Below are 21,809 nucleotides of genomic sequence, written 5' to 3' on the forward strand. Positions count from 1 at the left end.
GCCGCCGCGCTAACTCTTGCGCGTGACCGAGCAGCCGCGCCTTGCCGAACGGAATGCCGCCGTCCTGCTGCCTGAGCCATTCGTCAAATGGTTCGGCCAAAAGGGCTGGTCGCCACGCGCCCATCAATTGGACCTGCTGGCGAAGGCGCAAAGCGGCCAATCGGCGCTGCTGATCGCGCCGACTGGAGCCGGCAAGACCCTGGCCGGTTTTTTGCCGTCGCTGACCGAGCTCGCCAACCGTCCCAAGCGAAAGCCGGGCGAAGCCCGCCGCGGCATTCACACGCTCTATATCTCGCCGCTCAAGGCGTTAGCCGTCGACATCGAACGCAATCTCGGCAAGCCGGTCGAGGAGATCGGCCTGCCCGTCACCATCGAGACCCGCACCGGCGACACGCCTTCGCACAAGCGCCAGCGGCAGAAACTGGCGCCGCCCGACATATTGCTCACCACGCCCGAGCAGCTCGCGCTGCTGATCGCCTCGAACGACGCCAGACGCTTCTTCGAAGATTTGCGCTATGTCGTGCTTGATGAGCTGCATTCGCTGGTCACCTCCAAGCGCGGGCATCTGCTGGCGCTCGACCTGGCGCGCTTACGCGCCTTTGTCCCCGGGTTGCAGACCATAGGCTTATCGGCCACCGTGGCGGAGCCCGACGAGTTGCGGCGCTGGCTGGTCAGTCAGGCGTCTCCGGGCGCCATGTCCGAGATCATCGTCGTCACGGGCGGCGCGAAGCCCGAGATATCGATCCTCGACTCGGAAGAGCGGGTGCCTTGGGCCGGGCACTCCGCCCGTTACGCCACGCCCGAGATCTACCGCGAGATCAAGCGGCACAAGACCACGCTGCTCTTCGTCAACACCCGCAGCCAAGCCGAGTTGCTGTTCCAGGAGCTATGGCGCGTCAATGAGGACACGCTGCCGATCGCGCTCCATCACGGCTCCCTGGACGTCGCCCAGCGCCGCCGCGTCGAGAAGGCCATGGGCGAAAATGCGTTGCGCGCCATCGTCGCCACCTCGACGCTCGATCTCGGCATCGACTGGGGCGATGTCGATCTGGTGGTGCATGTCGGCGCGCCGAAAGGCGCCAGCCGCCTGGCGCAGCGCATCGGCCGCGCCAACCACCGGATGGACGAGCCGTCCAAGGCGATCCTCATTCCTGCCAATCGCTTCGAAGTGCTGGAGTGCCGAGCCGCGCTCGACGCCAATTATCTCGGCGCCCAGGACACGCCGCCGCTGGTCAATGGCGGGCTCGACGTCTTGGCGCAACACGTGCTGGGCTGCGCCTGCGGCGCACCGTTTCACGCCGACACGCTGTTCAATGAAGTGAGGACCGCTGCCCCCTACGCCAGTCTTGATCGGCCGACTTTTGACCGCGTCATCGACTTCGTGGCCACCGGCGGCTACGCGCTGAGAAATTACGAGCGCTATGCCCGCATCCGGCAGACCAAGGAAGGCTTGTGGCGGGTTTCAAATCCGGGCGTCGCCCAGCAATACAGGCTCAATGTCGGCACCATCATCGAAGTGCCGGCGCTCAATGTACGTTATGTGCAGGCCGGCAGCAGGGGGGCGGCCTCGCGCGGCGGCAGGGTCCTGGGAAAGATCGAGGAAGCATTCCTGGAGACTTTGGTGCACGGCGATACCTTCATGTTCGCCGGCAAGATCTTGCGCTTCGAAGGCATTCGCGAGAACGAGTGCTTCGTCTCGAACGCGCCCGGCAGCGACGCGAAGGTGCCCTATTATGGCGGTGGCAAATTCCCGCTTTCGACCTACCTCGCCGAGCAGGTGCGGGCCATGCTCGACGACCCGCAACGCTGGAAGAAACTGCCCGAGCAGGTGGCGGATTGGCTGCGGTTTCAGGCGGACAAGTCCGTCCTGCCGAAACGCGACGACCTGTTGATCGAGACTTTCCCACGCGGCAACCGCTATTACCTCGTGGCCTATCCGTTTGAGGGGAGGCTCGCGCATCAGACGCTCGGCATGCTGCTGACGCGACGGCTCGACCGGGCGGGAGCCAAGCCAGTCGGTTTTGTTGCCACAGACTATGCGCTGGCCATCTGGTCGCTGGCCGATATGGGCTGGATGTTCAGGAACAGAAAACCGTCGCTGGCCACGCTGTTCGATCAAGACATGCTGGGCGATGATCTCGAAGCCTGGTTTGCCGACAGCTGGCTGCTGAAGCGCACCTTCCGCAACTGCGCGCTGATTTCCGGACTGATCGAAAAGCGCCACCCAGGCAAGGAGAAAAGCGGCCGCCAAGTGACCGTTTCGACCGACCTCATCTATGACGTGCTGCGCAGCCATGAACCCGACCATATTCTGCTGCAGGCCACCCGTACGGATGCCGCGACCGGGTTGCTCGATGTCAGCAGACTTGCCGAGATGCTCTCGCGCATCCGCGGTCGAATCGTGCATAAGAAGCTCGAACAGATATCGCCGCTCGCCGTGCCGATCATGCTCGAAATCGGCAAGATGCCGGTGCATGGCGAAGCGGACGAGACGCTGTTGATGGATGCCGCGACGCTCGTCGAAGAGGCCATGGGCCCTGAGATGACGGAGTGAAAGAGAGGGCCCAGAGGGGGATGAATTTTTCGCTGTCGCGCGCAATGCTGATCGCCGAGGCCGACCTTGTCGGCATCGCCGGCGAGCGCGCGGTCTGCGACCGGCGCGGCGTTCTCTATTTCCCCGATCTGCGACTGCTCGCGGTCTCCGACCTGCATCTCGAAAAAGGCTCGTCCTTTGCCCGGCGCGGCGCGCTGATCCCGCCTTACGACACCGGCGCCACCTTGCTGCGGCTGCAGGGGGTCATTGCCGACTACCAGCCGCGCATCGTCGTCAGCCTGGGCGACTCCTTCCACGATGGTGGCGGCGCCCAGCGCATGCATCAGAGCTTCCGCGAACAGCTGGAGGCTATGATGGCCGGCCGCGACTGGTTCTGGGTCGCCGGCAACCATGACCCTGATGCTCCCGCCGACTTGCCCGGCGAGACCGTCAAGGAACTTGCGGTCGGTTCGCTGCTCTTCCGCCATGAGCCGTCGAAGCTGCGGGTCGAAGGCGAGATCGCCGGCCATCTCCACCCTTGCGCGCGCATCGTCCAGCGCGGGCGATCGGTCCGGCGGCGCTGCTTCGTCGGCGACGGCGGCCGAATGATCATGCCGGCCTTCGGCGCCTATACCGGCTCGCTCAACGTGCTCGACCGCGCCTATGCCGGCCTGTTCCGCCTGGAAACGCTTGTTGCCTATATGCTTGGCGCCGAGCGCATCTTTGCCATCTCCGGCTCGATGCTGCGGCCGGGCTGAGACGCTACTCTCGTCCGTAGTAGAGCGTGACCGTATGCTTCGCTTCAGCGAAGAACAGCCAGCGCTCGACCAGCATGCCGGCGAGTTGCGCGACGGCGGCAAGCACGGATGCGATCGCGCCCAAGGGCCATGGCAGCAGGAAAGCGATGGCCAGGAGGATGGCAGGCACGGCGAAGGCCAACACCTGCGTAATCAGTCGCAGCTTGGCGCTATGCTTGCGCGCGATGCGAAAGCCCATTTCCTTCAGCAGATAGTTCTCTTCCGTGTGCGGCCATTCGACCGACCGCACCGTGCCGCCGGCGAGTCCGGTCGCGGTGTTGGCATTTGTCGGAATCTCCAGCCGGTCATTGTAGCGCCAGGTCGCGAGCTTCCAGCCCCAGCCGGCAAGCGTGGCGAGCAGCGCGCCGACCAGCATTGCGGTCGTCCCCACGGCTAAACCCTGGAGAAGGGCGTTCAATAACAGGCAGCCGGTCATCGCCGAGAAAATAAGATAAGCCGGCAAAGTATAGCGGCTGTGCCACTGCGCGATCGGCTTCAGCGAGGCATAGATCATGCCGGTCGTGCACACTGTCGTGACCGCACCGGCCGCCGCCAGCAGGCCGGCGACAGCGACCCAGCCGCCGCTCTTGCCGAGAAACACCCAGCCGATGCCGTACATACAAGCCGGAATGAAGGTCGCGACCGACGCCACGCCTTCGCGCGAAAGCCATGAGCTGCGCCATTGCGAGAAGGCTCGCCAGGCGCGCTCGGGACGGCCGAGATGGCCGGTGGAGGACAACAGCCCTGCCGCGATCAGGCCGAGCGCCAGTCCCATGCCGACAAGGCCGAGCCAGAAATCGGCAGGAATGAATCCCAACCCGCCAAGCAAGCCGAGCAGCGTCAGCAGGCCGTAGCCGGCGCCGGTGGCGGTGGTGAAGAAGACGACCGAGAAAGCGGGATGCATGGTCGGCTAGTTCGAAAGCATGCGGTCGATCCAGCCGAGGAACCCGCCCTCGGCCTTGATCGGCTCCAGCGCCGGCGCGTCGACCTTCGCCGCGCGTTGGCTGCGGGCGCGCGGCGGCAGATATTTGTTGGTCGGCTGGTAGCCGAGCTCCGGCATCAGCGCGACGCCGCCGCGCTCTTCCACCAGTTGCGAAATCGCCGAGTCCGGATCGCCGAGGTCGCCGAAATGCCGGGCGCTGGTCGGGCAGGCGGCGACGCAGGCCGGCACGCGATCTTCCTCGGCCAGATTGTCGTTATAGATGCGGTCGACGCAGAGCGTGCATTTCTTCATCACGCCGACTTCCATGTCGAACTCGCGCGCGCCATAGGGACAGGCCCAACTGCAGAGCTTGCAGCCGATGCATTTATCCTCGTCGACCAGCACGATGCCGTCCGAGGCGCGCTTGTAGGAGGCGCCGGTCGGGCAGACGGTGACGCAGGCCGGCTGCTCGCAATGCAGGCAGGAGCGCGGGAAATTCACCGTGCGGCCGCTCAACTCCGTCGTGTGCTCGTAACTATGCACCCGGTTGAACCAGACGCCGTCGACATGCCCGCCATAGGGGTCGATATCTGTCAGCGGCGCCATATGGCCGCCGGTGTTCCATTCCTTGCAGGCGGTCACGCAGGCCTGACATCCGACGCAGGTGTCGAGGTCGATGACAAGGCCGAGTTTCTTGTCGGTATGCGAGGGAAGGCAGGTCATTCGGCGGCTTCCCTCTTCATGCGGAATTCCGCGCCGTAGCGAAGCACGTCCGGCGAAGGCTCGAAATGTGGAGGCTGGGCAAAGCGCTCGAATTGCGGCTCGGTGAAGCCGGCTTCGTCGGCCACGCATTTGACGATGCGCACCCGCACGTCAAACCACGCGGCCTGGCCAGTGACGGGATCGGAATTCGAATAGCGCTTGCCGCTGGCGTCGGCCGACGTCTGGTCGCCGATGATATGGTTGAGCAGGAAGCCGCGATTGCTCTCTGCCGCATCGTCCTTCAGCCCCCAGCTGCCGCGCCGCTTGCCGATCGCGTTCCAGGTCCAGACCGTATCGGGGTTCACGCCGTCGATCAGCTTGATCTGGCCTTTCACCCGGCCGTTGACGCTTTCGATCCACACCCAGTCGCCATCGGCGAGGCCCAGGGCCGCTGCCGTCTGGCGATGCACGAACAGCCGGTTCTGGCTGGTGATCTGCCGTAGCCAAGCATTCTGCGAGCCCCAGGAGTGGTACATGTGCATCGGCCGCTGCGTCAGCGCATGCAGCGGGTATTTTTGCAGATCGACGGTGCTTTCCTCGAAGGGCGCATACCAGAAGGGCAGCGGGTCCATATAGGCTTCGATGCGCCCGCGCTCAGCCTGAGGTGGCTGCACCTTGCCATGGCCGCGGGCGGCAAGGCGAAAGCGCTGCATCGGCTCCGAATAGAGCTGGAAGACGATCGGCTCGGCCTTGGCGATGAAACCCATCTCGACCGCAAAATCGAGATAGGCGCGGTTGCCCATCTTGTAATAGCGCTGATCGTCGGCGAACTCGTGATGCCAGAAGCCGCCATTGTCGATGTAGCGCTGCAACTGGTCGGGATTGACGTCGCCCCTGCCGATTGCGCCGCCATTCTTGCCGCGCCAGCCGGCGAGCGGGCCGATGCCGGGCGTGCGCTCGTGGTTGACGATGTATTCGGCATAGTCGCGGTATTTCGCCGAGCCGTCTTCGTTGACGAAGCCGGGCAGCCCGAGCCGCGTGCCGAGTTCGATCAGCACCGACTGGAACGGCCGCACGTCGCGGTCCGGCTGCACCACCGGATGGCGGATGGCGTCGGCGGCCCCGTCGGCGTGGCTGATCGGCCGGTCGAGCAGGCTGATACAGTCATATCGCTCGAGATAGGTGGTGTCGGGCAGCACCAGGTCGGCGAAGGGCACGGTCTCGGAATAATAGGCGTCCGAGTAGATGATGAAGGGGACCCTGTAGGCGCCGGCCTCGTCCTTGTCGGTCAGCATGGCAATCGTCTCGACCGTGTTCATCGAGGAGTTCCATGCCATGTTCGACATATACATCATCAGCGTGTCGATCGGATAAGGATCGCCGGCCCAGGCATTGCGGATCACCGAATGCATCAGCCCGTGCGCGGCCAAAGGCGCTTCCCAGGAATAGGCCTTGTCGATGCGCGAGGGCCGGCCGGCCTCGTCGACCAGAAGATCGTCCGGGCCGCAGACGAAGCCGAGCGGCATGCCGTCCAGCGGCGCCATCGGCCGGGCGTTTTTTCCGCATGGCTTCGGCCCCGGCGGCGCGCAGCGCGGGTAGGGCGGCTTGAAGCGGAAGCCGCCTGGAACATCCACCGTGCCGAGCAGCACCTGCAGCAAATGGATGGCGCGGCAGGTGTGAAAACCGTTGGAATGGGCCGAGATGCCGCGCATGGCGTGCATCGAGACGGGCCGCCCCTTGATCGTGTCGTGCCGACGGCCGGCCCAGTCGGTCCAGGCGACCGGCAGTTCGATCGTCTGTTCGAAGGCGACATGCGCCAGTTCCGCCGCGATGCGGCGGATCGTGTCGGCGGACACACCGCAGCGCTCCGCCACAGCATCTGGTGAATAGCTGTCGTCCAGGTAACGATCGGCCATCAATTGGAATACCGGCACACAGGGACGGCCGTTGACCGTGTAGCTGCCCATCAATGCCGGCTTTGCTTCGGGGCCGGCTGCGTTCACCGGTGTCTTCGCCACCCTGTCCCAGGCAAGCGGGTTGCCGTCGCCGTCGCGAACGAACAACCCGTCATCGGCCGCGCCCGGTTCCTGCACGACCAGCACCGGCGCGTTGGTGTAGCGCAGCAGATAGTCGAGATCGACGCGGCCGGCCTTGAGCAATTCATGGACCAGTGCCAGCACGAACAGGCCGTCCGTGCCTGGCCGGATACCGATCCAGTCGTCGGCGATGGCGTTGTAGCCGGTGCGGCAGGGGTTGATCGAAACCACCTTGGCGCCGCGCGCCTTGAGCTTGCCGAGGCCGATCTTGATCGGATTGGAATCATGGTCCTCGGCAACGCCGAAGAGCATGAAGTATTTCGTGTTGTCCCAGTCGGGTTCGCTGAACTCCCAGAACGAGCCGCCGATCGTATAGAGCCCGCCGGCCGCCATGTTGACGGAGCAGAAGCCCCCATGCGCGGCGAAATTGGGCGTGCCGAATTTCGACGCCCACCAGCCGGTCAGCGACTGCGACTGGTCGCGCCCGGTGAAGAAGGCGAGTTTTTTCGGATCGGTACGGCGGATCGCCGACAGCCGCGCGGTGGCTATCGTGAGAGCTTCCTCCCACTCGATCTCGCGGAATTCGCCCGAGCCGCGCGGCCCTGTCCTCAGCAGCGGCTTCCTGAGCCGCGCCGGGCTGTAATGCTGCATGATGCCGGCGCTGCCCTTGCCGCAGATCACGCCGCGGTTCACCGGATGGTCCTTGTTGCCGTTGATGTAGCGCACCTTGCCGTCCTTGATATGGACGTCGATGCCGCAGCGGCAGGCGCACATGTAGCAGGTGGTCTTGGCGATCCGGTCGGAGACGCTTGGTGAGGTCTCGACGCCGTCGCCCTCATCCGGCGCTCGGCTGTCGGCCAGCGGCCGTTGCGAGAGGGCGGAATTGGCGCCGCGCGGCGCGGCTTTGCTCATGACCCGCGAATGCTCTTGTCGCTCGCCATCTTGGCCTTCGTCCTGGGTCCCGGTCCGCGCATGTAATGGAGCTCGGGATGATAGCGCTCACCGGCGAGCTGCCGCTTCAGCCGGCGACTCCAATGCGCCAATAGGGATTTGAAGCGCCCTGTCATTTCCCACTCGGGGCCTTTGACGACCACTTTTTTTCCAATTTCAGACAAAATCTAGAACAAAGCGATTGATGCGTCTAACAAGCAGCTCTTGTAATTCCGATCGATTTTGCTTCTTAGTTGGCCCATGACTCTCGATCAGTTGCGCATCTTCGTCGCCGTCGCCGAGCACGGCCATATGACCAAGGCCGCCGAGCGGCTCGGCATCTCGCAGTCCGCGGCCTCGGCCGCCATCCGAGCGCTCGAAAGCCAGCACGGCGTGCGCTTGTTCAACCGGGTCGGCCGCAACATCGAACTGGCCCAGACCGGCCACCGCTTCCTGCCGGAGGCGAAGGCGGTTCTGGACCGCGCCGCGGCCGCACGCGGCGTGCTGGAGGATGTCTCGCAGACTGTCGCCGGCAGCCTGTCGATCGCGGCCAGCCAGACGATCGCCAGCTACTGGCTGCCGCGCCGTCTGGCTGCCTTCCATGAGGCCTATCCTGCCGTGAAGCTGAGCGTGACGATCGGCAACACCAGGCAGGTCGAGACCAATGTGCTGGACGGCCGCGCCGATTTCGGCCTGGTCGAGGGCCGCACCGAGTCCGACATCCTACGCCGCGCCATGGTCGACGAGGACCGGCCGATGCTGGTGGTGGCGCGCACGCATCCCGAGATTCCGACGACGCGGGCGGGCAATCTCGACATCAGGGCGTTGCGCTGGATCATCAGGGAAGGCGGGTCGGGCACGCGCGAGGCGCTGGAGGATTTCGCGCTCGGTCAAGGGGTCCCCCCGGCGGAGCTGCCGATATTCCTCGTCCTGCCGAGCAACGAGGCCGTACGCCAGGCGGTCGAAGCCGGCGCGGGGGCGGCGATCATCTCGGAGCTGGTCGTCGCGCGTTCCCTGGCCGAGGGCAGCCTCCGGGCCGTGCCGGTCGAATTGCCGAAGCGCGACTTCGCCATGATCACGCATCGCGACCGCCAGGCGAGCCTCGCGCAGATGGCGCTGAAGGCGCATCTCACCGGCAAGGCGGACGCGCCGGCAAGCGCGGAATAATCAGGCGTATTTGCGCTGCGCGTCGAGCGCGAGGCCCAGACCGACCGAGCCGAACATGTCGCCTTCGATGACCGAGGCCTGCGGCACCAGCGACAGGATCTTCCGCTTTGCCAGCGGGATCGCGGTCGAACCGCCGGTGAGGAACACGGCGGTGATGGCGGAGGCTGGAACGCCGGCGTCGGCGATCGTCTGTTTGACCGTGAAAGCCACGCGTTCGACGTCGTCGGCGATGGTCTCCTCGAGGCCCGCGCGCGTGATCTCGGCCGCGAAGCGTGCCCCGGGCAGCGACACCTTCACTTCGGCTGAGGACTGGTCGGTCAGCGCGATCTTCGCCCCTTCAACCAGGCCCGCCATCGCATGGCCGTAGCGATGCTCGACGATGTGGATGAAGCGGTCGACGAGGTCGGCCCGCTCGGCCTCGTAGCGGATCTGCCTCAGATCCGTCATTGCCTTGGCGGTGTAGACGAGGTTGATGCGCTGCCAGGTCGCGAGATCGATGAAATAGGCCGCGGGCAGATTGCGCTTGTGGTCCTTGGTCCGTGTCAGATAGCCGAGCTCGGGCATGACATGGGCGATGCTGAGCAGCCGGTCGAAATCGGTGCCGCCGATATGGACGCCCTTGTTGGCCAGGATGTCGGCCTTGCGATCACTCGAGCGGGCGCGCTCCGGCGAGACCCGCACGATCGAGAAGTCGGAGGTGCCGCCGCCCATGTCGACGATCAGCGCCAGCTCCTCGCGGGCAACCTTCTGCTCGTAATCGAGCGCCGCCGCGATCGGCTCGAACTGGAAGGCGATGTGCCTGAAGCCTTGCGCCCGCGCCGCCTTTTCGAGCTCACCCTGCGCCTTCGCATCGGCGGCCGCGTCGTCGTCGACGAACTGCACGGGCCGGCCCAGCACCACGTTCTCCACCGGGCCGCCGGCGTCTTCTTCAAGCCGCTTCTTGAGATGGTCGATGAACAGGCCGATGATGTCGATAAAGCCGATCTGGCGCGCCTTGATGCGTGTCTTTTCGTTGGCGAGCGTGCTGCCGAGAACGCTCTTCAGCGAGCGCATCAGCCGGCCTTCGATGCTATCGGTATAGTCGCTGATCGCGCGGCGGCCGAAATAGGTGTAGCCGTCCTCGAAATTGAAGAACACGGCGCTTGGCAGAGTGGGTTGCTCGCCTTCCAGCGCCACCAGTCGCGCCCGGCCGTCTCGGATCACGCCCACCGTGGAATTGGACGTGCCGAAATCGATGCCGCCGAATGCAGATTGCATCGCAGCCTCCTGTCGTCGTTTCATAGCGGCAAGCCGACGCGTTGCGCGCCGTCATCCGGAAGGCCGGACCGCTTTATCGAAATTGACTGTGTTGCTTGTCCCTAGGGCTGGGAGGCGGCGATGTATCGCAAAACCGGGAAAAGGGAAACCCTCTTTTCAACGGAAAATGGGTCCTCCCATTTTTCCCGCGGGCATCAATCCTTGCGGAAGATGAGCCGCCCGAGCCAGCCGGTCAGCATGGCGAGCGACACGGCGAACACGCCGTAGAGGAAGGAATAGTCATGCGCGACGCGGAAGATCGACTGCTCGAAGCCGGACTTGCGGATTTCGAGCTGGGCCGAGCTTTCCTTGACGAACATGCCGCTCTTGAACAGGAATGCGCGCGCTTTATGGGTGCCGACCGGCACGTTGGGCGCGAGCCGCACGGTGGCGCGAAACAGGTTCTGCGACAGGAACTGCACGCCGCCGACATTCTCGCTATAGAGGCCTGTCGCTGTCTTGCGCTCGCGGAGCGCTGCGGTGAATTCCTCGATGGTTGCCGGGCTGTCGGTCTCGTCGACGGGCTTCATGTAGAGGTTCTGCGCTCCGAGCGAGAGCTGCTTGTATTTGGCAGGCTCGGCGATGTCCTGCAGCGGCCGCGTCGTCGCCACGGAATAGGAGACCGGCACGTTCTCGAACGCTTCCGAGTCTAGGTTGATCCAGACGCCGAGCACGCGGTCCTTCCGCCGAACCACGACCGGGCGCGGCGGCCCTTCGAGCACGACGACCACGTCGTAGCGCCCCTGGCGTGCGATCAGCGGGTCGGGATTCTCCAGCGATCCGAAGATCGTGAGGTCGGCGCCGGAGAAACCCGCCGTGATGGAAATGGCGTCGGTCGACAGGCCGATCTGGATGCTTTCGGTGGGCGGCGCCTGCGCCGTTGCCGGGGAAAGGGCAAAGAGCATCGACAACGAGGCGGCGGCTGCAAATGCTCTTGGTCCCGCCATCAGTTGAGACCTGCGGCGGACAGCGAATAGAGATTGGGCGGCGTCACGAAGAGATCGACGGCAAGGCGGATGGCGACGGCCAGCACCAGCATTGCCAATAGCGCGCGCAGCTGTTCGCCGCGCAGCCGCTGGCCGGCCTTGGCGCCATATTGCGCGCCGGCGACGCCGCCGGCCATCAGCAGGAAGGCCAGGATCACGTCGACCGTCTGGTTGGTCGTGGCATGCACCAGCGTGGTGTAGGCCGAGGTGAAGATGATCTGGAACAGCGAGGTGCCGATAACGACATTGGTCGGCACTTTGAGCAGGTAGATCAACGCCGGCACCATGATGAAGCCGCCGCCGACGCCCATGATCGACGACAGGAAACCGATCGCCGCACCCAGCCCGAGCACCGGGATGACGCTGACGAACAGTTTCGAGGCCCGGAAGCGCATCTTGAACGGCAGCCGGTGGATCCAGTTGTGCTGGCCGGATTTCTTGAGCACGGGCGCTGCACCGCTGCGGCTGGCGCGCAGCGCGTTGACGCTTTCCACCAGCATCAGCCCGCCGACGGTGCCAAGCAGGGCGACATAGAGCAGCGAGATGAAGAGGTCGAGCTGGCCGAGCCGGCGCAACAGCGCGAAGACGTAGATGCCGGCCGTCGAGCCGACGATGCCGCCGGCCAAGAGCACGCCGCCCAGCTTGAAGTCGAGCGTGCCGCGCTTGAAGTGCGACAGCGCGCCGGAAAAGGAGGAGGCGATGACCTGGTTGGCGCCGGTGGCCACCGCGATCGCCGGCGGGATATTGTAGAAGATCAGCAGCGGCGTGATCAGGAAGCCGCCGCCGACCCCGAACATGCCTGACAGGAAACCCACCGCCGCGCCGAAACGAAAATCATCTCAATCAGTTAACAGGCAAATGTGTGGCAGGGCGTCGTGTATGCGACGCGCCTGCCGTTATTTCTTGGCCAGGAGCGCCTTGACGAGCGGCGCGTCGATCTCGCCGGTCGGCTTCATCTTGTTGTCAGTCTGGAAGGCCATGATGGCGTTCTTGGTCTTGCCGCCCATCACGCCGTCGGCGCCGCCGGCGTCGTAGCCGTTCTTGTTGAGGATCAGCTGGATGTTCTTCACCGCCTTTTTCATGTCGATGCCGGCGGTGGTCTGCGGCGTGCTGTCCTGCCAGGATTCCGGAATATCGGCCGAGTTGGCCGCCGCGTTGAGCGGCTTGGCTTTCCACAATTCCGTCGCGGCGCGTGCCCGCTCGAGCTGCTCGGGCCTGAGCGCATTGGCGATCTCGTCGCGCTTGGCGGCGGCGTCCTTGTCGCCGGTCTTGGCGACCAGCGCGAACCACTTGTAGGATTCCTCCAGGTTCTGCTTCATGCCGACGCCCTTGGCGGCCAGGATGCCGAGGTTGAACTGGCTGTCCTTGACGCCGAGGTCGGCGGCTTCCTGGAACCAGTGCGTCGCCGATTCATTGTCGGTCACCCCGTCGGCCGCCATGGCGAACAGCACCGCGAGGTTGTGCATGGCGCTGGCGTTGCCCTGTTCGGCGGCGAGCTGGTAGTAGGTCTTGGCCTTCTTGATGTCGCGCGCGACGCCGATGCCTTTTTCGTAGAAATTGCCGATGCGGTATTCGGCCGGCGCGAAGCCGAGCTCGGCCGACTGCTCATACCACTTCGCTGCCGCCTTCGTATCTTCCTTGACGCCCCGCGATTCCGCGTAGCGCGAGCCGACCTCGAACAGCGCCTTGGCGTCGCCGCCGGCGGCGGCGTCGCGCAGCGCCACCGGACCGATTTCGGACGGAATGTCGAATTTGGCTGCGGCCGTCTGGCTTGCCGCCGGCGGCACGGCGCCTGTCGTATCGGCCGAGGTGGCGGCCGGCGCGCTGGCGCCCTCGGCCGCCGGACTGGCCGCCTCCTTGGCCATCGGCTGCGTGTCGCCATCCGTATCCGTCGCGGAGACGGCTGCTGCGGCAGGTTCGGACGGCATCGCCGAAGCCGTCGGCGCCGGCTCGGCTGGCGCCGCAAGCGGTGCCGGCGCGGTCGCCGGTTCGGCGGGCATGGCGGCGGCAGTCTCGGGACTCGAAGGGGTGGAAACGGCAGGTGCCGCATCCTTGACGGGCTCGGCCTGCCTGACGGGACGCGCAGGGGCGTTTTCGGCCTGTGCGGTTCCCATGTCGGTCTTTTGCGCATCGGCTTGCGGCGCTGCGGGCGCGTTGAGCGAAGCCGTATCGACCGTCTGCGTGGAAAGGACCGGCGCGGCTTGGTTGTTGGCCGTTTCGACGGGATCGGACAGGAAGGCCTTGCCCAACTGCAGGCCGGCCAGCGCCATCATGATCGCGGCGGCCGCCATCAGGATCGGCTTGCGCCTCGCCTTGAGCAGGTCGCCTATCCTCAGCGCCTTCACCGGGCCGGTCATGGTCGATTGCCGCTTCAGCGTGTCGGCTTCCGCGGCCGCCGCCTGGGCCGCGCGGCGGGCGGCGGCGATGAAGTCGGACTTTGCGGCATCGCTCTCGTTGCGCCTGACCGGCTGGCCGCCGCGCTCGTCGCGCACGCGCTTCATGATGGCGCTGAGGTCCGGCGCGCCGGAACCGGGCTCCAATGGCCGGTTGGCGGCCTTGGGATCGAGCGGTTCGTCGATGTCGACGCTTGGCACGTCGGCGGCCGGCGCAGAGCCCGCCAGCGCCTGCGTGTCCGCGTCCTTCTTGCCCTTGAAGGCGCGCGCCAGGCCGCTGAACATCGATTTCCTGCGGCCGGCCGTCTCGCTCTTGTCACCGATCGCATCCGGTCCGAGGGCTGCCATGGCCGCCGCCGCCGCGGCCTCGGCAGGCGTGCGTGGCGCTGTTGGCTCGTCGCGCATGATCGCCGCGGCGCGGCCTTCGAGGCTGGCCATGTCTCCCGTGAGCGGCAGCGGCTGATCGATGTCCATCGAAGGCGCGTCCTGCACCGCGATCTTGCCACCGCGGCCGCGCTTGCTGCCCGGTTGCGGATCGACCAGCTCGCTCATCGCTTCGCTGGTCTCGCCCGCTTCGAGCGAGCCCAGCCGGTCGACGATCTTGAGCAGCGTGTCGTGGATCGCCTCGAAGGTCCGCGAGTTGCGCTCGTCGGAACGGCGGGTGAGCGCCTCGAGCGTCTTCAGGTCCTGGGCGAGGCCGGCGACGGCGGTCGCATTGGTCTGCGCCGTGCTGGACGTCGACTCGGCAAGCGATCTGACGGCGCTCTCGGCCGCCTCGCGCGCCACGCTCAGGATGGAATCGCGCGTGCCGGCCAGCGACTTCTCGATCTCGTTGAGGCGCGGGCTGATGTCTTCGAACTCGGGCAGCGGCGTGCCGGGCTTGGAAAGATGCGCCGACAGGCCGGCGACCTGCGCTTCCAGGCTGCGGATCAGCGCCGGATCGATGCCCGCGACCTGCTGCGCGGACGATTCCAGCCGGCTGGAAATGTCTTCAAGCCGGCTTTCCAGTCCGCGGATCGCCATCTCGTTGGCGGGATCGGGCGTGCGCGCCTCGATGCGCTTGGCCAAAGCGGTGAAGCGGGCGTCGATCGCTTCCATGATGCCGGCGCTCTCGTCCTGGCGCATGCGCTGGTCGAGCCGGTCCGCGACCTCGTCCAGCCGCCGTTCGAGATCGCGAAACAGCATATTGCCCTGTTCGATCGCATCGCCCTGGCGCCGCTCGAGCAGCATGGAGAGCGCGTCGAAGCGCTGCTCCAGGCCTTGGAAGATCTGGTCGGCGTCGGGCATGGCCGGCGCGCGGTCCATCTTGTCGGTGATCAAGGCGATCTGCTTGCCGAGCCGCTCCATGGCCTGTTCGGGCAGGTCGGCGCGCCCGGCCAGCTGGTCCACGCGGCTGGTGAGAAGGTTGAGGCGGTCGAGGACTTCCGCTCCCGGCCGCGACTGCGCGACCTCCTCGATCTGCTGCGCAAGGGAGGCCATGCGCTTCTCGATCCGGCCGAAGGTTTCGGGGTCGAAGGCGTTGGCTTGCGCTGCCACTGTCGAGGCGACGATGGCGCGGGAAATCTCGTCCAGCCGCTCGTCGATCATGGCGAGCGTTTCGCCGCCGCGCGCGGTCTGCTGGCCGGCGAAGCGGTCGACCGCGCCGGCAAGCGTGCGCACCTTTTCCTCCAGCGAGCGCAGCGAAAGCGATTCCGGCAGGTTGTTGACGGCGCTGCTGATCTGTTCGAGCCGGTCTGTCAGCACCGAAAGGCTCGGGCCTTCGGCGCGCTTGCGCTGATCGGCGTCGACACGGTCCTCGAAGGCGCTCCAGCGGCGATCGAAATCGTCCCAGCGGCGGTCGACCTTCTGCACGCTTTCCTCGCGCGCCAGCGTGTCCAGCGCGCCCTTCACCTGTTCCAGTTCCAGCCGCAGCAGATTGACGCTGCGGTCGTCGCTTTTTTCGGCAAGCGCCTGGATGGCGCCCGAAAGCCGCTCGAATTCGAGGCCGAGCTCGGCGCTGCTCTTGTCGGGTACGCCGTTCGCGCCGCGCTGGCTGTTGGCCCGCATGGCGCGGTCGATGTCCTGGCGGAACGCTTCGAATTCTCGCTGCAGGCCGGCGGTCATCTGGTGGCGCAGTTCCTCGCGCAGTCCGCGCAGTTCGACGGCGATCTTGCCGACCATGGCGACGCTGTCTTCCTGGCCACGCACCCGGTCGATGTCGCGCGCGATCGCCTGATAGTTCTGCCCGAAGGCGGGCGCGTCGCCTAGCGCCGGATTTTGCGGCGCGCGCGTTTGCGGCCGCTGGTGCTGCGTGCCGGGATACTGCGCTGCCGGGTTTTGCGGCGGCCGGTCCAAAGGCCTTTGCGCGGAATAGGTGTCTTCGTACCAGCGCGGCTGGCCGTAAGGCTGCGTGCTTGGATAACGCGGCTCGAGCGGCGGCCGTCGCAGATCGGGGCGATCGGGCATGTCGGCGCGCGTCCGGTCCAGCCGCTGCTCCAGCGTTTCGAGCGAGCGGTTCAGTTCTTCGAGCGATGCGTCCGGCCGGCGCTGCCTGCCGGCGTTGAGTGTATCGAGATAGGACCGCTTGCTGTTCATCGATGCGCCCGTTTCAGAATTGCCGGCCAGAGGCCGGTCTGCAGTAGCTGTCGGAACGAAGCGAGCCGAGCGGTTTTGCTGCGGAGGAAGACGAGCTTCCGGGTTCTCACCCGCGCTTCGAAAAACCGTGAAAAATTCGCTACAGGATAAACACGGGTGACCGACGTGCGCACATTTCGCCCAACGTGGTAAACAAGGCGTTAACCAAGCTTAAGAGTCGCGCACAATCATGCGCCGGCGTTCGGGTGCGGCATAAAGTTCCGGCTCGACAACGCCCTTGCGTCACCCGGCGGCTGTCGGTATAGGATTGACGTAAACGTAAAAGGTGCGAAGCCGTGCCTCTTGCGATTGATTTGTTGCAACCACGATTGGAAGCACGCCCCCGCTTCCATTCAGGCGACGCTTGGTCCGCGACCGCGACGCCATCAGGGGAAAGCCAGTGACCATGAAGCTTGTTTCGCCCGGCGAAGCCGCGGCCAATACCAATGACATTCCGGCCGAGGCCGGCGAGGAATTCGTCCGCATCGGCGAGATGGCCAAGAAATACGGCGTGACGCTGCGCACGCTGCGTTTCTACGAAGACAAGGGCCTTCTCAATCCGCATCGCGACGGCTCGACCCGACTCTACACACGCCGTGACAAGGCCCGCCTGAAGCTGATCCTGCTCGGCCGCAAGGTCGGGTTCTCGCTGCGCGACGTCAAACAGATGATGGATCTCTACGATCCGACCGGCAGCAACACCAAGCAACTGCGGCTGGCGCTCGACAAGTCCGAGAAACAGCTCGCCCGCCTGCAGAAGCAGCGCGCGCTGATCGACGACGCCATCGGCGAGTTGAGCAATTCGATGTCCATCGTGCGCCAGATGCTCAGCGAGCGCACCGCCGCGCCGCAGGCAAGCGCCGCCGGCTGATCGCCCGCACTCCGGGGAATACCTCGGACATGTGAAGCCGCGTGGCTATAGCCGCGCGGCTTTTTTGTCGCCACAGTGCCTGACCGCTCACAAAAATTTCGGCCTGCGACGAAGTTGACGTTTACGCAAACGTCAATATTTGCTATCGGGGCATCGACATTGGCCCCGGCCTCCTGCCCAGACATGGACAGGCGACTTGCCGGCTGGGCCGGGACTGTAAGGGCGGAGGAAGGCATGACGATCTACAGGGCGCCGATCCAGGACACGCTGTTCGTGCTCAACGATGTGCTGGGCTATCAGCGCTATTCCAATCTTCCAGGCTTCTCGGATGCGACGCCCGACGTGGTCGAGGCGATCCTCGCCGAAGGCGCGAAGCTCGCCGAGAACGTCATGCATCCGCTGAACCGCGTCGGCGACATGGAAGGCTGCGTGCGCCATGACGACGGCTCGGTGACCACGCCCAAGGGCTTCAAGGACGCCTTCGACCAGTATCGCGAGGGTGGCTGGATGGGGCTTGCAGCACCCGCCGAGTTCGGCGGCCAGGGCCTGCCTTACACCGTCCACACCGCGGTTTCGGAATATATGGTTTCCGCCAACATGGCGCTGATGATGTATCCGGGCCTGACGCAAGGCGCGATCGCGGCGATCGTCACCCACGGCACGGACGAGCAGAAGGCGACCTGGCTGCCCAGGCTGATCGAGGGCGCCTGGACCGGCACCATGAACCTCACCGAGCCGCATTGCGGCACCGACCTCGGGCTGCTGCGCACCAAGGCCGTTCCCAACGGCGATGGCACCTACAGGATTTCCGGCCAGAAGATCTTCATCTCCGCCGGCGAGCACGACATGTCGGACAACATCGTCCATCTGGTGCTTGCCCGCGCCGAGGGCGCGCCGGAAGGCGTGAAGGGCATCTCGCTGTTCATCGTGCCGAAGTTCAAGCTCGACGCCTCGGGCAATCCCGGTGAACGCAACGCGCTCTCCTGCGGCTCGATCGAGGAGAAGATGGGCATCCACGGCAACTCGACCTGCGTCATGAACTATGACGAGGCGGAGGGCACGTTGCTTGGCGAGTTGAACGGCGGCCTGAAGGCCATGTTCACGATGATGAACGAGGCCCGCCTCGGCGTCGGCCTGCAGGGGCTTTCGGTCTCCGAAATCGCCTATCAGAACGCCGTTTCTTATGCCAAGGATCGCCTCCAGGGCCGTTCGCTGTCGGGCGCCAAGGCGCCGGACAAGAAGGCCGATCCGATCATCGTCCATCCCGACATCCGCCGCTCGCTGATGACCATGAAAGCCTTCAACGAGGCCGGCCGCGCCCTGGCGCTCTGGACGGCGATCAAGTCCGACATCGCGCACCGCTCCGGCGACGACAAGGACCGCCAGGCGGCCGACGACTACACGGGCCTGATGACGCCAGTAGTCAAGGGCGTGCTCACTGACAAGGGTTTCGACCACGCGGTGATGGCCCAGCAGGTGTTCGGCGGCCACGGTTACATCGAAGAGCACGGCATGAGCCAGTTCGTGCGCGATGCCCGCATTGCCATGATCTATGAGGGCGCCAACGGCATCCAGGCGCTCGACCTCGTCGGCCGCAAGCTGGCGCAAAATGGCGGCCGTGCCGTGCAGGCCTTCTTCAAGGAGGTCGGCGAGTTCTGCGAGGAGAACCGCGCTGACGAGAAGATGGCGCCTTTCACCAAGGCGCTGAAGAAGGGCCTCAACGACCTGCAGGCGGCCACCATGTGGCTGGTGCAGAACGCCGTGGCCAAGCCCGACAATGCCGGTGCCGCCTCGACCGACTACATGCACCTCTTCGGCCTGGTCGCGCTGGGCTATATGTGGGCGCAGATGGCGAAATCCGCGCAGGCGAAGCTCGCGGAAGGCGCCAATGGCGCCAGCGTGTTCTACGATAACAAACTGGTGACCGCGCGCTTCTTCATGGAGCGCATCATGCCGGAAACGGCGACGCGTCTCGCCCGCATTTCCAGCGGCGCGGATACGCTGATGGCGCTGCCGGCGGAAGCGTTCTAGAAATGCCCGGCGTCTCCCTTCACCCTTGAAGGGAGGGCGGCCGAAGCGCCGGGAGGGATCGTCCGCGACGAGCTCGACGCCAGTTCCGACGACGTGCCTTGTGAGGAGAAGAGCATGACCAATCCAGCCGACATTCTCGGCCTTCCAAAACCCGCCTGGGCGGCGGACGAGGTCGGCATGCTCTACGACATGGCGACCCGCTTCATGGCCGAAGAGATCGCGCCGCGTTACGACGAATTCGAGAAGAACGAGATTTTCGACCGCGAGAGCTGGCTGAAGGCCGGAGCGGCGGGCCTGCTCTGCGCCTCCATGCCGGAGAAATACGGCGGCTCGGGAGGCACCTTCGCGCATGAGAGCGCCATCATCGAGGCGATCGGCCATGTCGGCGTCGACGGCTTCGGCATCGGCCTGCACAATTCGATCGTAGCACCCTACATCCTGCATTACGGCTCCGAGGAGCAGAAGCAGAAATGGCTGCCGAAGCTTGCGACCGGCGAGCTCATCGGCGCGATCGCCATGACCGAACCCGGCGCCGGCTCCGACCTGCAGGGCGTCAAGACCCGCGCCGAGAAGGACGGCAACCACTACAGGATCAACGGCTCCAAGACCTTCATCACCAACGGCCAGCTCGCCAACCTGATCATCGTCGTCACCAAGACCGATCCGGACAAGGGCGCCAAGGGCACCTCGCTGATCGTCGTCGAGACCGACGAGGTCGAGGGTTTCGAGCGTGGCCGCAACCTCGACAAGATAGGGTTGAAGTCCAACGACACCTCCGAGCTGTTTTTCAATGACGTGCGCGTGCCGACGTCCAACCTGCTCGGCCACGAGGAGGGCAAGGGCTTCGTCCAACTGATGCAGCAGTTACCGCAGGAGCGCCTGCAGATCGGCACCGGCGCGATCGCCATGATCGAGCGCGCGCTGGCGCTCACGATCGACTACGTCAAGGAACGCAAGGCCTTCGGCAAGGCCGTCATCGACTTCCAGAACACCCAATTCAAGCTGGCCGAGTTGAAGACCGAAGCCACCATCGGCCGCGTCTTCTACAATGATTGCGTCGCCCGCCATATCGACGGCGGCCTCGACCCGGTCACCGCCTCGATGGCCAAATACTGGCTCAGCGACCTGCAGGGCAAAGTCGTCGACGAATGCCTTCAACTGCATGGCGGCTATGGCTACATGAATGAATATCCGATCGCCCGCATGTACCGCGACGCCCGCGTCCAGCGTATCTACGGCGGCACCAACGAGATCATGAAATTGCTGATCGGGCGCTCTCTCTGAGCGCGGCGATCGGTAAACCCAAGGAGCAGAAAATGGCCGAAGCTTACGTCTATGACGCCGTGCGCACGCCGCGCGGCAGGGGCAAGAAGGATGGCGCGCTGCATGAGGTGCCGGCGGTGCGGCTCGCCGCGAAGACGCTCGAAGCGCTGCGCGACCGCAACGGCCTCGACACCGGCAATGTCGACGACATCATCTTCGGCTGCGTCGACCCAGTCGGCGAGGCGGGCTCCGTCATTCCGCGCGCCGCCGCCTTCGAAGCCGGCTACGACACCAAAGCGCCCGGCATGCAGATCTCGCGCTTCTGTGCCTCCGGCCTCGACGCGATCAATTTCGGCGCCGCCAAGATCGCGCAAGGGGCCGACGAGATCGTCATTGCCGGCGGTGTCGAATCGATGTCGCGCGTCGGCATGGGCATGTCCGGCGGCGCCTGGTTCATGGACCCATCCGTCGGCCTGCCCGGCTGGTTCGTGCCGCAAGGCATTTCGGCCGACCTGATCGCCACCAAATACGGCTTTTCCCGCGACGACGTCGACGCCTATGCGGTCGAGAGCCAGAAGCGCGCCGCCAGGGCCTGGGGCGAGGGCCGCTTCAAGAGTTCGGTGATCCCGATCAAGGACCAGAACGGCCTCACGATCCTCGATCATGACGAGCACATGCGCCCTGCGACTGACATGCAGTCGCTCGCCTCGCTCAACCCGTCCTTCGTCATGCCCGGCGAGATGGGCGGCTTCGACGCGGTCGCCGTGCAGAAGCATCCGGAGGTCGAGGAGGTCAATCACGTCCACCACGCCGGCAACTCGTCGGGCATCGTCGACGGCGCCGCAGCCGTGCTGCTCGGCTCCAAGAAGGCCGGCAAGGCGATGGGGCTGAAGCCCCGCGCCCGCATCCGCGCTTTCGCCAATATCGGTTCCGAGCCGGTGCTGATGCTGACCGGCCCGGTCGACGTCACCGAGAAACTTCTGAAGCGCGCCAAGATGAAGCAGTCGGACATCGACCTGTTCGAGCTCAACGAGGCCTTCGCTTCCGTCGTGCTGCGCTACATGCAGGCTTTCGACATCCCGCATGACCAGATCAACGTCAATGGCGGCGCAATCGCCATGGGTCATCCGCTCGGCGCCACCGGCGCGATGATCTTCGGCACGGTTCTGGACGAGCTGGAGCGCCGCGACTTGAACACCGCGCTGGTCACGCTCTGCATCGGCGCCGGCATGGGCACCGCCACCATCATCGAACGCGTCTGAGGGAGAG

14 protein-coding genes are annotated in these 21,809 nt (G+C 65.3%); 7 read left to right on the forward strand and 7 right to left on the reverse strand.

From position 1 onward, the window contains the following. Positions 1 to 22: 22 nt before the first annotated feature. Positions 23 to 2,554: a ligase-associated DNA damage response DEXH box helicase gene (locus P9273_RS02260; protein ID WP_278047429.1), complete on the forward strand. Its 2,532-nt coding sequence runs from the start codon at positions 23 to 25 to the stop codon at positions 2,552 to 2,554. A gap of 20 nt (positions 2,555 to 2,574) precedes the next feature. Continuing rightward, positions 2,575 to 3,291, forward strand: a complete 717-nt coding sequence (gene pdeM / locus P9273_RS02265) for a ligase-associated DNA damage response endonuclease PdeM (RefSeq protein WP_278047430.1) — start codon at positions 2,575 to 2,577, stop codon at positions 3,289 to 3,291. A gap of 4 nt (positions 3,292 to 3,295) precedes the next feature. Here the strand turns inward: pdeM and P9273_RS02270 are convergent, their stop codons facing one another. Genes P9273_RS02270 through P9273_RS02280 form a run of 3 tightly spaced genes read right to left on the reverse strand, consistent with a single transcriptional unit; the run spans position 3,296 to position 7,902 of the window. Next, entirely contained in the window at positions 3,296 to 4,234 is a 939-nt protein-coding gene (locus P9273_RS02270; RefSeq protein WP_278047431.1) for a dimethyl sulfoxide reductase anchor subunit family protein, read from the reverse strand. A gap of 6 nt (positions 4,235 to 4,240) precedes the next feature. Then, positions 4,241 to 4,975: a 4Fe-4S dicluster domain-containing protein gene (locus P9273_RS02275; protein WP_278047432.1), complete on the reverse strand. Its 735-nt coding sequence runs from the start codon at positions 4,973 to 4,975 to the stop codon at positions 4,241 to 4,243. After that, complete coding sequence (locus P9273_RS02280; RefSeq protein ID WP_278047433.1) at positions 4,972 to 7,902, reverse strand: molybdopterin oxidoreductase family protein; 2,931 nt, start codon at positions 7,900 to 7,902, stop codon at positions 4,972 to 4,974. The genes P9273_RS02275 and P9273_RS02280 overlap by 4 nt, the downstream gene beginning before the upstream one ends. Positions 7,903 to 8,181: 279 nt before the next feature. On the opposite strand from P9273_RS02280, the gene P9273_RS02285 reads away from it, so the two are divergent. Further along, entirely contained in the window at positions 8,182 to 9,087 is a 906-nt protein-coding gene (locus tag P9273_RS02285) for a LysR substrate-binding domain-containing protein (RefSeq protein ID WP_278047434.1), read from the forward strand. Here the strand turns inward: P9273_RS02285 and P9273_RS02290 are convergent, their stop codons facing one another. The 4 genes from P9273_RS02290 to P9273_RS02305 form a co-directional block, all read right to left on the reverse strand. Continuing rightward, the gene (locus tag P9273_RS02290) at positions 9,088 to 10,344 is read right to left on the reverse strand and encodes an Hsp70 family protein (RefSeq protein WP_278047435.1); all 1,257 of its coding nucleotides are present in this window, start codon (positions 10,342 to 10,344) and stop codon (positions 9,088 to 9,090) included. Between the two features lie 194 nt (positions 10,345 to 10,538). Beyond that, entirely contained in the window at positions 10,539 to 11,330 is a 792-nt protein-coding gene (locus P9273_RS02295) for a TIGR02186 family protein (RefSeq protein ID WP_278047436.1), read from the reverse strand. Beyond that, on the reverse strand, positions 11,330 to 12,184 hold the full coding sequence (locus tag P9273_RS02300; protein WP_278047437.1) for a sulfite exporter TauE/SafE family protein: 855 nt from the start codon (positions 12,182 to 12,184) through the stop codon (positions 11,330 to 11,332). Before P9273_RS02300 ends, P9273_RS02295 begins: the two co-directional genes overlap by 1 nt. An 81-nt stretch (positions 12,185 to 12,265) precedes the next feature. After that, the gene (locus P9273_RS02305) at positions 12,266 to 16,336 is read right to left on the reverse strand and encodes a peptidoglycan-binding protein (RefSeq protein WP_278047438.1); all 4,071 of its coding nucleotides are present in this window, start codon (positions 16,334 to 16,336) and stop codon (positions 12,266 to 12,268) included. A gap of 445 nt (positions 16,337 to 16,781) precedes the next feature. Between P9273_RS02305 and P9273_RS02310 the strand changes: the two genes are divergently transcribed. The 4 genes from P9273_RS02310 (at position 16,782) to P9273_RS02325 (ending at position 21,802) form a co-directional block, all read left to right on the forward strand. Next, entirely contained in the window at positions 16,782 to 17,246 is a 465-nt protein-coding gene (locus P9273_RS02310; protein ID WP_278047785.1) for a MerR family transcriptional regulator, read from the forward strand. Positions 17,247 to 17,480: 234 nt separating this feature from the next. After that, positions 17,481 to 19,277, forward strand: coding sequence for an acyl-CoA dehydrogenase (locus P9273_RS02315; protein ID WP_278047439.1), 1,797 nt, complete (start codon positions 17,481 to 17,483; stop codon positions 19,275 to 19,277). 114 nt (positions 19,278 to 19,391) lie between these two features. Then, the gene (locus tag P9273_RS02320; RefSeq protein ID WP_278047440.1) at positions 19,392 to 20,561 is read left to right on the forward strand and encodes an acyl-CoA dehydrogenase family protein; all 1,170 of its coding nucleotides are present in this window, start codon (positions 19,392 to 19,394) and stop codon (positions 20,559 to 20,561) included. A 32-nt stretch (positions 20,562 to 20,593) separates the two neighbouring features. Then, the gene (locus P9273_RS02325) at positions 20,594 to 21,802 is read left to right on the forward strand and encodes an acetyl-CoA C-acetyltransferase (RefSeq protein WP_278047441.1); all 1,209 of its coding nucleotides are present in this window, start codon (positions 20,594 to 20,596) and stop codon (positions 21,800 to 21,802) included. Positions 21,803 to 21,809: the final 7 nt, after the last annotated feature.

The sequence above is a fragment of the Mesorhizobium sp. WSM4935 genome (genome assembly GCF_029625735.1).
GTDB lineage: Bacteria > Pseudomonadota > Alphaproteobacteria > Rhizobiales > Rhizobiaceae > Mesorhizobium.